This is a genomic window from Chryseobacterium sp. AG844 (assembly GCF_003182335.1).
In the GTDB taxonomy this organism is placed as follows: domain Bacteria; phylum Bacteroidota; class Bacteroidia; order Flavobacteriales; family Weeksellaceae; genus Chryseobacterium; species Chryseobacterium cupriresistens.
The window spans coordinates 232,639-245,971 of the sequence record NZ_QGTV01000001.1 but is presented as its reverse complement, the minus strand read 5'-3'; the positions used below and the strand labels follow the sequence as shown (position 1 = coordinate 245,971).

Annotated in this window: 8 protein-coding genes and 1 tRNA gene; 8 read left to right on the top strand and 1 reads right to left on the bottom strand. The window is 34.5% G+C overall.

What is annotated here, in order from left to right:
- The first annotated feature begins 21 nt into the window (after positions 1-21).
- From DEU40_RS01035 to DEU40_RS01010, 6 genes are all read left to right on the top strand, one after another.
- Positions 22-1,440: an amino acid permease gene (locus DEU40_RS01035; protein WP_110008126.1), complete on the top strand. Its 1,419-nt coding sequence runs from the start codon at positions 22-24 to the stop codon at positions 1,438-1,440.
- 268 nt (positions 1,441-1,708) lie between these two features.
- Positions 1,709-2,341 (top strand): HdeD family acid-resistance protein, encoded by a 633-nt coding sequence (locus DEU40_RS01030; protein ID WP_110008125.1) that lies wholly within the window; start codon positions 1,709-1,711, stop codon positions 2,339-2,341.
- Between the two features lie 497 nt (positions 2,342-2,838).
- Positions 2,839-3,825, top strand: coding sequence for a hypothetical protein (locus DEU40_RS22270; RefSeq protein ID WP_181397918.1), 987 nt, complete (start codon positions 2,839-2,841; stop codon positions 3,823-3,825).
- Positions 3,826-3,829: 4 nt separating this feature from the next.
- The gene (locus DEU40_RS01020; protein ID WP_110008124.1) at positions 3,830-4,315 is read left to right on the top strand and encodes a hypothetical protein; all 486 of its coding nucleotides are present in this window, start codon (positions 3,830-3,832) and stop codon (positions 4,313-4,315) included.
- 213 nt (positions 4,316-4,528) lie between these two features.
- Positions 4,529-11,164 carry an RHS repeat-associated core domain-containing protein gene (locus DEU40_RS01015; RefSeq protein WP_110008316.1) on the top strand — a complete coding sequence of 2,212 codons (6,636 nt, stop codon included), beginning with the start codon at positions 4,529-4,531 and terminating at the stop codon, positions 11,162-11,164.
- Between the two features lie 10 nt (positions 11,165-11,174).
- Positions 11,175-11,489, top strand: a complete 315-nt coding sequence (locus DEU40_RS01010; protein ID WP_110008123.1) for a hypothetical protein — start codon at positions 11,175-11,177, stop codon at positions 11,487-11,489.
- A 216-nt stretch (positions 11,490-11,705) separates the two neighbouring features.
- On the opposite strand, the gene DEU40_RS01005 is transcribed toward DEU40_RS01010, so the two are convergent.
- Positions 11,706-11,776 (bottom strand) — tRNA-Gln (locus DEU40_RS01005).
- Positions 11,777-11,876: 100 nt separating this feature from the next.
- On the opposite strand from DEU40_RS01005, the gene DEU40_RS01000 reads away from it, so the two are divergent.
- Positions 11,877-12,905: an AMP-binding protein gene (locus DEU40_RS01000; RefSeq protein WP_110008122.1), complete on the top strand. Its 1,029-nt coding sequence runs from the start codon at positions 11,877-11,879 to the stop codon at positions 12,903-12,905.
- 29 nt (positions 12,906-12,934) lie between these two features.
- The gene (gene arfB, locus DEU40_RS00995) at positions 12,935-13,327 is read left to right on the top strand and encodes an alternative ribosome rescue aminoacyl-tRNA hydrolase ArfB (protein ID WP_110008121.1); all 393 of its coding nucleotides are present in this window, start codon (positions 12,935-12,937) and stop codon (positions 13,325-13,327) included.
- Positions 13,328-13,333: the final 6 nt, after the last annotated feature.

The window sequence follows — 13,333 nt, the reverse complement described above, 5'->3', positions numbered from 1 at the left end:
AGCGACCGAATAATTCATTTAATGAGCAACGAAAATAAAACAGGACAAAACGAGACTTTAGTTAGAGGATTAACAAATCGACACATACAATTAATTGCCCTTGGAGGAGCCATAGGAACAGGGTTATTTCTGGGGATCGGACCGGCAGCAGTACTGGCTGGACCGTCCGTAATTTTAGGCTATGCTTTAGCAGGTATTATTGCCTTTTTTATTATGCGTCAGCTGGGTGAAATGGTCGTTCAGGAACCCGTTTCGGGAAGTTTTAGCTACTTTGCCTACAAATATTGGGGGAATTTTCCGGGATTTGCTTCCGGATGGAACTACTGGATTCTCTATATTCTGGTGAGTATGGCAGAACTTACGGCAATCGGACATTATATTCATTTTTGGTGGCCGGAAATACCACTCTGGGTTTCAAGTTTATTCTTCTTTGTGGTCATTAATGCGCTTAATCTGGCATCCGTAAAAGTTTACGGAGAAACAGAATTCTGGTTTTCCATTATCAAGGTAGTGGCTATTATTGCGATGATTATTTTCGGAGTCTATCTTTTGATAAGCGGGACAGGAGGAGAAAAAGCGACAATTACCAATCTGTGGAATGACGGAGGTTTTTTTCCAAAAGGATTATTTAACAAAACAGAAAACGGATATTCAGGACTATTTGCAGCCATGGCAATGATCATGTTCTCATTCGGAGGACTTGAGCTTATCGGAATTACCGCGGCAGAGGCCAAAAATCCGGAGAAAACGATTCCACAGGCAACCAATCAGGTGATCTACAGAATCCTTATTTTCTATGTAGGAGCGTTGGTTATTTTATTTTCTTTAAGTCCCTGGAGAGATATTACAGAAGGATCCAGCCCGTTTGTAATGGTATTTCAAAATCTGAATGGTCTCGAATTCAGCCTTTTTGGGAAAGTGATTCAGTTCAATACATTAATAGCGAATGTTCTTAACCTGATCGTTCTGACAGCAGCGTTGTCAGTGTACAACAGCAGCGTGTACAGCAACAGCAGAATGCTTTTCGGATTGGCTCAGCAGGGAAATGCTCCGAAATTCCTGAAAAAACTGAACAAAAACTCAGTTCCCACCAATGCGATCATTATATCTTCATGCTTCGCAGGAATCTGTATTATAATCAATAAACTGGTACCGGAGAAAGCCTTTGAATATTTGATGGCTTTAGTTGTATCTACACTGATCATCAACTGGCTGATGATATGCTACACCCATTTAAAGTTCAAAAAATCAATAAATGCAGAAGGAATACATTCAAAATTCCCATCTATATTTTATCCGGTATCCAACTATATCTGTATTGCATTTTTAATTCTGATTTTAGGGTTAATGAGTATTACAGGTATGGAAATTCAGGTAATTCTGATCCCGATATGGATTGGCTTTTTGTTCGTAATGTATAAATTATATAAACCGAATTAAATAGTAAAGACATTTAAAAATATGTTTTTGGAAAGGTGAAAATTACAAGATTTTCACCTTTTTTGTTTCTGAAAATTTTTAGCGATACTTTCTAAGTGAAGGAGAAATGCAACATTCATTGAGTGAGTACTTCGTATTTTCGCTTATTTTTCATATATTAGTAAGACGTTATATTTCAAATTCAGGTGAAAATTATAATCTGTTTGTGATATTTGCGGAGAAGCCGAAAACCGTTACAAAAAAGTAGGCACGACCAAAAAACACTCTTATGGCCAATTTATTTCAAACTTTTACCAATACCGTAAAGCACTGGTACATCCCGTTAATCTTCGGAATTCTTTTCCTTATCTGTGGTTTTTATGTATTCAGTGTGCCGCTGGCAACGTATGTTACACTCTCCATCTTTTTCAGTGTTTCATTCTTATTTTCAGGAATCACAGAAATATTTTTTTCCTTACAGAATAGCAAATCCCTACAGGGTTGGGGTTGGTTTCTAGTGAGTGGATTATTAACCACCGCAATAGGAATTTATCTTATCGCAAATCCTCAGATTTCAATGGCTGTGCTGCCGTTTGTGGTAGGTTTCACCTTACTGTTCCGTTCTTTTCAGTTATTGGGTTTTGCATTTGACCTGAAAAGTATGAAAATAATGAGTTGGGGGAATGTAGCCCTTGCCAGTGTGGGAGGAATTATCTTTTCCCTGCTGCTGATATTCAATCCTGTATTTACAGGAATTTCTTTAGTAACCCTTACCGGAGTTTCTTTTATCTTTATGGGAATCGCTTCCATTATGCTGGCTCTGGATCTGAGAAAAGTTAAAAAAATTCCTGGAAAGATAAGCCAGGAATTAAGAGACAGGATCAAATCTATACAGGAAGAAATTGATGATCTTAAAAAATAAAGAATAGCAGTATTTTTAAATATAGAAGGCCTTGAAAAAGGTCTTTTTTGTTTACTATTTTAAAGGAGTGATTAAATAATTATAATTATATCCGTCTGAATTTTATTACGACAAGTTCTGTCGTTTGGTACCAATATCTTTGTATATATAAATGATAAAATTCATGTTAAACATTATTAATATAGTTTTAATGTATGTTAGTAAATGTTAAATTTGCATCTGAAAACTCAAATTATGAATAGAAAAATTAATTCCAAAAGTACCTTTTTCGTTGCCTTAGAACGTACTGTCTAAAGAGGATATTGCCAATAAAAATATTTTAAAGAAAACAATTTCATGAAATTTATGAAATATAAAAATATGTTTTAGAATTTCGGAGGTTACTATCATGAATTTAAAGAACTCTTTTATCATCAATCTAAAATCAATAATAAAAATCTAAAAAAAGATATAATCTATCAGCTCAATATAAAAAATTTAACTTAAAAAAAGATATTATGAAAACAAAATTATTTTCGATGGCCTTATTGGTTTCATCCTTTGCTTTTTCACAGCAGGCACAAACATTTTCTGAAGTTACTATACAAAACTATTCTCCTCTTCTGTATTTAAAAAGGAGTGTTAATGATGGAGGGTTTATCCGAGGAATTCAAACCCAATACCAAAATGGAGGAAATGGGTGGTTTTTTGGAGATTTGTATGGAACCCACTGGGTGGTTTCTAAAGGAGATCATAATGATGCCAAACTTCTTATTAATGAGAACGGAAATGTTGGAATAGGAACAGTGGGCCCTTTAAGTAAACTACATGTTGCGGGAACTATTATGGCAGGAGCAGGTGACTCTGTAACGGGAGTGAATGCATTTTCTATACCGTATGCTACTGGCTCAATCTGTAACTGGGGATCGCTTCGAAGCACTGGTTCTTCTTATATGAGTTATGGGGTCAAAGCCAGTGGTACAAATGTAGGGTGGCTTTCTAGCAGTGGAGATACCAGCTTTGTAAAAACAGCAATTACGCTTGATGATGGAGGTTTCAGACTGCTTGCCTCATCTCCTCAGAAAGTAGCAATAGACTCGCCTGTAACGATGCCTGAAATACTAAAGGTTTCGGCTTCAGGAAATGCATTATTACAGGGTAAATTTGAGGCAAAAGAAGTAAAAGTGACTTTAACTCCAACGGCTGATTTTGTTTTTGATGAAAAGTATGATCTTCCAAAATTAGAAGATATTGAAAAGCATATCAAAGAGAAAAAACACCTTCCTGAAATAGCTTCTGCTAAAGTAATGGAAAAAGAAGGTGTAAATGTTGGTGAATTTCAAATAAAACTCTTACAGAAAATAGAAGAGCTTACCCTTTACTCTATCGAACAAAACAAACAACTAAAAGCACTTCAGCAAGAAAATAAAATTTTGAAATCTCAATCAGAAGAAATTCAAGAACTGAAAAAACAGGTTCAAATACTTTTAAACGCAAAAAAGTAAAAAAATGAAAAGAAAATTACTTTCGCTATTTTCTCTGTTAATAGGCTTTTTAGGTTTTTCACAAACTGAAGTTTACTTTAAATATGATGAAGCAGGAAACCAGAGATACAGAGGAACTGATATAGCAGGAAAAAAGGTTCAAGAAAAAGCTTTGAATGAAACTAACCTACAGGAACAAGCAAGAACAGCAGCCGTAGTTCAGCAAATACCTGCTATAGATGAAAAAACATTCTGGAAACAAATAAGACTTTATCCGGTTCCGGTAAATGATTATTTAACCATTGACTGGACTGAAGAAGTAGATGGACTTATAGAATCCGTTTCTCTCTACCAGCACAGTACTGTCCATTGGAAATTTCAGCAACAGAATATTCCAGAACTAAATCGTCAGGTTAAAATCAATATGACCGGATATGATTGGGGCGTTTATATTCTGCGCTTCACTTTAAAAGATGGAAGAGTCTTTGGTAGAAACGTTACCAAAAGATAGACTTACAGAAAATTCTCAAAGATAAGAGTACGGAATTATTATTCTGTGCTCAGGATATTATATCTAATTTATTAAAACATTATTATAAACACTAAAATGAAATTTTTTTCATCATTGATACTGTCTTTGTGTTCAGTATTGGTTTATTCACAGACCATACTGTATCAGACAGAAACGGTATCCCGGACGGTTCAGGATCCACAGATGGTGGTAATGGCCCAGGGATTCCATGCTAAAGCAGGAGTTTCAAATTCCTTTGTGGCAAAAATTGGTCCTGCTACGGAAAATATAGGAGGAGGCCCTTCCGATTCCGATGCAGGAGAAAATAATCCTTCTGGAACTACAGTTCCAGAAGGAAAAAAGTTTCAGGATACAAAAGGTATTGCTGATGTAAATGGAGCAGGGCAGTTTCAGTTTACTGTGCCAATCGCTTTACCTCCCGGGATAAAAAGTGTAGAGCCACAGGTGGCTCTTGTCTATAACAGTGGTGCACCTAATGGTATTGCCGGTTACGGCTGGAACATTTCTGGAATTACTTCTATATCAAGAACGGGGAAAAATATAGAAAAGGATGGGATAATGCAAGGTGTCCAACTAGATTATTCTGATTTTTACAGTTTTAACGGGCAAAGATTAGTTCTCAAGACTGGCGAATACGGAAAAGATGGAGCTGAATATGTGACAGAAAAATTTTCCAACATAAAAATTAAATCTATCGGTGCTATTACCGGGCAAATATGGAAAGGACCTGAATATTGGGAAGTCACTTTTACGGATGGATCACAAGCTTGGTACGGATCAACAAACTCAGGCAACAGTACTGCAAGAACCCCTTTGGAATATAATATCGTCAAGTGGAAAGATGCGAAAGGAAATTATATCACATATACCTATACACAGGATACAGGAACCAATGTTGCAGTAATTTCTTCTATCAAATGGGGAGGAAATGAAAGCTTAGGAAAGGCACATTTTAATGAAGTTGGTTTCAATTATAATGTAAAAGCAACCAGAAGCATTATAGAACAATCTTATGTGAACGATATATCTTTTATTCAAGATAAATTATTAAATAATATTGTTGTAAGCAATGCTACTTCTCAGTACAGGAAGTATGATATTATCTACAAATCAGACGATACAAAATATCAATTTGTAGATAAAATACAAGAATATAATTCGGAAAATGAAGCCGCAAATCCAATTGAATTTGTTAAGACTGAAAATTATCCGGATAGCAGCTATCTTAATAGTTCAGGTTGGACAAACTTCTATGAGGTTACTATGAGTGGTGATTTTCGTGGAACCCATTCTGCTGATTTAATTTTATATAGAAATAATAATTCTAGTTTTGGCCCGGAAGGTTATTATTTGCATCAGCATGGAAATTATTCTCAAGAATATTATTTAGGTACAGAGAATGTTTATAAAAATGCAATTCCAATCAATATTAAGGATAATGATAATTTTGCTATTAGTAGACAAGGAATTGTTTCTTGTTCGATAGATGCTGCAACAAGAGATTTAACTCTTAAATACTATCTTGTTGATTTAACAAAACCTACAGGCGCTAATGCTTATCCAAACGCTTTAAAATTAGTAACAACAAAAGTTATTCCGGGTAATCAATGGGATGAGAATGAAAGTACTTTCCCTCCTGACCCTTACTTCGATAGTCAAAAAACAAGTGATATTGTAAAACTTATTGCATATGATATTGAAGGGGATGGTATACCTGAAGTTTTACTAGAAAAAAAGATTTTTACTAGAAATAGAATATGCCCACATATACCAAATGATCTGCCTACAGAAGAAGATTGTGAAATAGTGACATATGAGGACTATAAATATATTGTAGTTAAGCAACAAGATAATACCTTTCCGTTTTTTGAGTTTGAGTTTGCTAAAAGTGAAGATATTCTTTTGGGTGATTTTAATGGTGATGGTATTGATGATATTGGTAGAAATTTTATTAGCTCAAGTACTATTATAGATGGAGAGTCTGTACCTATAAATACATTTCGCGCATTCAACCTGAAAAAAAATAGTCAGGGAAATTATAGCTTATCTGAAGCGTTTTCTGGAGAGTATTCTGGTCTTTCTTCACAGGTACAGATAGCTGATTTCAATGGAGATGGAATATCTGATTTATTTGTTCGTACGAACGTTAATAATCACTATATTATCAATCTTAATACTGGAAAGAATTTCTTGAAAATCCCATATTTTAATGATTTTGCTTCAACTGAAAGTTATACTGCGGATAAAAATGGTAATTATTCTGTAGCCAAAGTTTTAGACATTAATGCAGATGGAAAGTCTGATATTATTAATTTCAGCACCAATTATAATATTGCCTCATCTACTTCTGCTAGTACTGTATTAACAATAAAAGTGAGTGAAAATCAGGGGTATCTGAATGGAAAAGTCCAATTTGGCTCTAAGACAGTTACTAATAATTTTGATGCGCCTGTTATTTTTAGAGATATAATAGGTTTAAGACAAAATGCATTATATGTTTATACACCCACTTCAAATCAGAAATTGGGTAGAGTTACTGATTTTTCTCATTATTCAAACCTTCCAAGGTCATCAATCAATAGAATTGAGCAGGGAGGTGTAGCAACACTCATTAGCTATTATGGTGAAGGAAATTATAAGGCAATAAAAAATGAAAAGTATCCATTAATGGAATTAGGTGAAGTCAATTCACAGATAGTAAGTGGAATTAGTAATCAAAATGGTACTAAACTTTTCTATTATCGTGGACTCATTATAAATCTGCATAATAAGAAGCCAATTGGTTTTCGACAAATGGCAAGTTCTTCATGGATTGCTGGTAGGGAGACCACGAAAATATGGTTAGGAACAGAGACGGATCCATTGAACGAGGGTGTCCCTATTAAAGAATGGTCCATTAGAACGAATGATTTATCCAAAATTTTTCCGACTGATATATCTGAGAATAATACCGAGTTGCTAAGCTTTAAATATACAACATATCAGTCTGATAAACTTGTGAATGGACAGGTTACAACCACAATTTCTGATGCTGATAAATCTAAAGTTGTAACTTCTATTGTTCCAAAAAAGACAATATCGAAAGACTTTTTAACAAATACAGTAACCACCAGAGAAGTTGTATATGATAATTATTACCTTCCATTACAAGGTATAACCAATACCAATAATGGTTTTGGCATTCAGACGATAACATATAAATATATTCATAATCCGGCAGGTATTGGAGCAGACTATTTTATAGGGCGTGCTCAATCTAAAACAAGTATAGTACAAGCTTATAATGACACTAAATCTTCCAAAGAGGAATATACCTATGAAAACAATCTTTTGAAAACCCTTAAAAGCTGGAACAGTGATAATACAGGGTATCTTCAGGAATCCTATAATTACGATATCTTCGGAAATATTATTCAAAAAGAAATTAGTAATAGTCTTGACACACAAGTTCAAACTACAAAGGCAGAATATGATTCCAAGGGCTTATTTGTGGTAAAGAAAACTGATAACTTAGGACTTGTTACAAAAATAGAATATAATGATTGGGGACAGATTACTAAACAGACAGATCCTTCAGGAAATACTATAAATAATGTTTACGACAAATGGGGAAAGTTATTAACGTCAAAAAATAATTTAGCAGGTACTACAACCTATCAGTATAATAAAGATGCAGAATACAATACTACGTTGACACAATATGATCCTAACGGTAATGTATCTAAAAAATTCACTAATAAATATGGACAGGAATACAAGACCTCTACCAAAGCTTTCGGACAGAGCAAATTTGTGTCGAGAGTAACTGTATACGACGGTTTAGGTAGAAAAATAAGAGAATCTGAGCCTTATGAATCCGCATCTGCTGACTCTGAACCTCCATATGATTTGAGATGGAATTTTGTAGATTATGATGATACTTTTTTCCCAGTTAAAACAACCACAACAACATTGGGAAAACTGAGTCTTCAGGACAAAAAAGTGGAATCCTTTATAGGAAAACAAGTGATAACCACTGTTTCTGGTTTAACCACTACAAATAAAGAAATTAATGGCTATGGAAGAACAACTTCCCAAACAGTTGATGCTTTGGGAAATATCATTTCTTCCACTGACGCAGGGGGAACTATACAGTTTTCTTATAATGCGGCCGGAAAACAGACTAAGGCACAATATGCTGAAAATATTGTTACTACAAAATATGATGCTTGGGGGAGAAAATCGGAATTCAATGATCCTTCCAATGGATTGTATAAATATGAATATGATGGTTTCGGACTGCCTAAAAAGATTATTAGCCCAAAAGGAATTAAGGAATACACTTATAACAATTTAGGCCAGCTTATTTCACAAAAAGAAATTTCCACAGGTGATAATGGTGAGACAACTAATAAAAACATTGCTTTTTCGTATGATGATAAAGGAAGACTTATTTCAAAATCCGGTACTTCAAATGGCAAAGCGTATGGTTCAAATATAGTGTATGATCCGCAAGGAAGAGTTTTGTCGTCTTCTGAAAATAGCAATGGTAAATATTTTATTCAGAAAGGAACTACTTATGATGATAAGGCAAGAGTAATATCTTATGAAAAACAAATATATTCTTCTGGTATATTTAGTAAGGTACAGATAGAAAACGTATATAGTCCATGGAATGGAGAGCTCTATCAAATGAAGGATAAAAGTTCCGGAAAAATACTGTGGGAGCTTCAGGAAACGAATATTAGAGGTCAGGTAACAAAAGCAAAGCTGGGAGCTGTTACGGTAAATAATATGTACGATGATAGTGGCTTTCTTACCAACATGAATCATTCTTCTCAAGCAAAGGCAGACATCCTGCAGATTCATTATTCATTCGATGGAGTAAAAGGTGAGCTCAGAACTAGATCAACGGGAGGAGATTTTAGTATTAACGAGTCATTTAATTATGACAATAATAATAGGTTGATAAGCTGGACCAATCCCAAAATAGGACAAAGCTCACAAAATACCTATGATGTAAAAGGAAGAATCATGGTGAATGACCAGGTAGGAAGTATGAAATATGAAAACCCTTCTAAGATTTATCAGCCGACGGGAATGATTTTAAATGCAGCCGGAATACAGAATTATAATAATGACTTAATACAAAGCATTGTATATAACGAAAATAATGACCCTGTGTTCATTGATGGAATGAAAGGAGATGTAGCGTTTCAATATGGTTTGGGAAGTATGAGACAAAGAGTTACTTATGGCGGGAATTTCAACAACGATGGAAATGGTAAATTTACAAAGTTTTATAATGAAGATGGCAGATTTGAAGTGTTGGTAGACAATACCACAGGTAAGGAAAAGCATATTATGTACATTGGTGGAACTCCTTATGAATCAAGTATTGTGTATATGAAGAATTTTGATGAAAACAACAGTTCGTATAAATTTTTACATAAAGATTACTTAGGAAGTATTCTTGCTATAAGTGATGAAGCTGGAAATAAGCTTGAACAAAGACATTTCGATGCCTGGGGGAATTTTACACATCTTCAAATCGGAAATGGTGCTATTATCACGGATAAGAATATTATTGATAACTCATTATTAATTATTGATAGGGGATATACCAGTCATGAACATTTTGGAGAAGTTGGCATTATTCACATGAATGGAAGGCTATATGATCCATTGCTCAGAAGATTCTTAAATGCAGATGAGAATATACAGGCTCCTACCAATACTCAAAACTATAATAAGTACGGATATGTAATGAATAATCCACTGATGTATAATGACCCGAGTGGTGAGTTCATAGCCTGGCTTATTGGAACATTAGTAGGAAGTTATTTAAGTGGAGTCCAGGCAAATCATGGAAACTGGAATCCTGTTAAATGGGACTGGAAAAGTGCACAAACCTGGACTTCTGTAATTGGAGGTGGACTAGCTGGAGGTAGTTATGCTTCAGGGATGAAAAGTATCGGTTCAATTGCTGGAACCAAATTTATTGAAAACTCTGTAGTCGGGTTTATTGGAGGGGCATTGAATGGAATTGCAACTGGACAAAACATTTTTAAAAGCGCAATAACAGGGGGGATTTTCAAAGGAGGATTCTCAGAAATAAATTATATTGCAAGTAATTTTATAAATACTTATTCTAATAAGAAGAATACAGTACCTACTACATATGGACAATATCTATACAGTATAGGAGAACCGACATATGGCCCATTTGATGTTGGCGAAGTTGTAATAACCGGTAAAAGAGGAAAAGAGGGAGGTTTTGGAGATGGTTCCTACAACAGTTATATGATGGGACTTGGTATAAAAAATGCACAAGAAGATTGGAATTTTACCCAAGCAAGTTCGAGGAGATATGCTGCTGAATATGAGTATTGGAAGTCACAAGCCATTAGTATTACTGTTGGTGGAGAAGTTCATGGTGTTATTTTCAACGCTAATATTAGTGCTACATTAGCATTCAATTTAGGAGATGGAAAACCACAACTTTTTGCCTCTGGAGGTGGAAAGCTTGGATTAGATTGGGCTGTCCCAAGCATAGATGGAGGTGCACAGTTAGGATTCCATAGTACTTATGGGACTTTTGAAGGAAAACGGTATACCGATGTTTTTGGAGGTATGGAAGGAGAGTCTTCAGGATGGGCTGGATCATTCTTGCTAGGTGGAGAAATGAATAGAAGCTCTAATAATGGTGTTATTAACAATAAGTATGGTGTTCAGAATACTTATTTTAATCTAGGAGTTGGATATGGCGCTGGTAAAACAGTTTCAGGTACAGTTAATATAAGTAAGTGGGCCCAGAAAAATATTTACTATAGCCCTCAACTTAATTAAAAGAATATTTATGAAAAAAGAAATAGTACTACTACTTTTAATATTATTGTTTTCCTGTTCGAAAGGTGATGATCAAAAGTATGCTCAGATTCTTGCAGATGAAGAATGCAATTTAGTTATAGAAGTTCCACCAAGCAATTCAGTATGGTTTAAAGCGGAGGGATATAACCCAGTTACCAAAAAAAAGGAAATTTGTAAAACGCATAATAGATGGTGGAATATGTTTGCTGATGAAATTGAGGTTGGTGATACTATTGTCAAGAAAAAGGGTGAACTTATCTTTAGTATTCATAAAAATGATACTATTATAAGACATAATTGGTAATGTAAAGGAAAGCCTTATAAGTAAGTTTAATACTTACTCTAATAATTATCATCAAATTAGATAAGAGTGGAAAAAATTCCACTCTTATTTTTTCGTAATCTCACTTAAACTTTTGGTTTTCCCAACTTTTGTGCTTGATCCATAATAATTCTTATTATTATAAAATTTACTAATTAGAATAAAAAACAAAAACCACCCTTAAAAAAGGATGGTTTGTAGACTCACAGGGATTCGAACCCCAGATGACTGAACCAAAATCAGTAGTGTTACCGCTACACCATGAGTCTGTGTTTGTTTTAGTGGTGCAAATTTACAGCTTTTTTCTTTACATACAAGAACTTTTTGAAATTTTTTTTAAATTTACTGTAGAATTTATTCACGGAAAACATGCTGATAGACTTCAATAATCTCAATATTAATAAATTATCATCCCTTACGGAATTTGAAAAGAAAGTGAAAATTTTTCTCGAAGAATGGTTTTCAGAAAAAACAGGAGTAAATGTCCAGACTTCTGGTTCTACCGGAGTACCAAAAATTTTTGAAATTGAGAAAAAGAAAATGGTCAACTCTGCGGTGATGACCTGTAACTTTTTGGGATTAAAAGAAGGGAATACCGCATTACTCTGTCTGCCTGTAGAATATATCTCAGGGAAAATGATGATTGTACGTTCTATAGAAAGGAAATTAAAATTAATAATTACCAACCCTTCTTTAAACCCTGTTGAAAATCTGGATAAAGAAATAGACTTTTGTGCCATGACGCCTCTTCAGGTAGAAAACTCACTGGAAAAACTTCACCTGATAAAAAACCTGATCATTGGTGGTGCCGCCGTCTCAGAAAGTCTGAAAAATAAAATCCTGCAGATGAAGCTCAGTCCTTCAAACCGTATTTTTGAAACCTATGGAATGTCTGAAACCCTTTCCCACATTGGCTTAAAACAATTGATGCCGGATCAGGAAGACTATTTCACCGTTTTTGAAAATGTAACGATCTCTTTAGATGACAGAAGATGTCTGAAAATTTTTGCTCCCAATGTAAATGCTGAGGAATTGCAAACTAATGATTTAGTTAGTATTAAGAATGATAAACAGTTTAAATTCCTTGGGAGGATTGATAATGTAATTAACTCCGGAGGTGCAAAAATTTTCCCGGAAGCCCTGGAAGCCCTGGTAAAAAAAGAACTCCCAAATGAGGTCATATTTGCAGGGTTGCCGGATGAAAGTTTGGGCCAGAAATTGATATTGATTATAGAAGGAAATGAATCTGATGAGGTAAAAAGGAAAGTTTCAGAAATACCATTTGAAAAAAAATTCCACAGGCCGAAAGACATTATTTTCATCAGAGAAATTCCGAGAACTCCCAACGGGAAGGTAAACAGATTGGAATTGTATAAAAATTTAACTGGAGATCTCTAGTTGATTCCGGTATCTCAAAATCTTAAAAAATGAAAGACTTTTCAAAAGAACTCAGTTTCAAAACTTCCCGCAGCAGCGGTGCAGGAGGACAAAACGTCAATAAAGTGGAGACTGCCGTTACCGTACTTTGGAAAGTAGATGCATCAGATTTTTTTAATGAAGCCGAAAAAGTATTGATTCAGCTTAAACTGAAAAACAGGATCAATGCGGACGGTTTTTTATTCCTCTCAGTTTCTGAAAGCAGAACACAACTGATGAATAAAAATAAAGCCATTGAAAAAATTATTGAAATGGTAAACAAAGCACTTATTGTTCCGAAAAAAAGAACAGCAACCAAGCCTTCAAAAGGTCAGAAACAAAAAAGACTGGATAATAAGAAAAAGCTTTCAGATAAAAAAGAAAGCAGACGTTTCAGGTTTTAATTGGTT

Excerpts from the sequence above, each read along its gene's own strand:
- DEU40_RS01015 (WP_110008316.1), top strand. The coding sequence starts at position 4,529 with ATGGCCCAGGGATTCCATGCTAAAGCAGGAGTTTCAAATTCCTTTGTG.
- DEU40_RS22270 (WP_181397918.1), top strand. The coding sequence starts at position 2,839 with ATGAAAACAAAATTATTTTCGATGGCCTTATTGGTTTCATCCTTTGCT.
- DEU40_RS01010 (WP_110008123.1), top strand. The coding sequence starts at position 11,175 with ATGAAAAAAGAAATAGTACTACTACTTTTAATATTATTGTTTTCCTGT.
- DEU40_RS01035 (WP_110008126.1), top strand. The coding sequence starts at position 22 with ATGAGCAACGAAAATAAAACAGGACAAAACGAGACTTTAGTTAGAGGA.
- arfB (WP_110008121.1), top strand. The coding sequence starts at position 12,935 with ATGAAAGACTTTTCAAAAGAACTCAGTTTCAAAACTTCCCGCAGCAGC.
- DEU40_RS01020 (WP_110008124.1), top strand. The coding sequence starts at position 3,830 with ATGAAAAGAAAATTACTTTCGCTATTTTCTCTGTTAATAGGCTTTTTA.
- DEU40_RS01030 (WP_110008125.1), top strand. The coding sequence starts at position 1,709 with ATGGCCAATTTATTTCAAACTTTTACCAATACCGTAAAGCACTGGTAC.
- DEU40_RS01000 (WP_110008122.1), top strand. The coding sequence starts at position 11,877 with ATGCTGATAGACTTCAATAATCTCAATATTAATAAATTATCATCCCTT.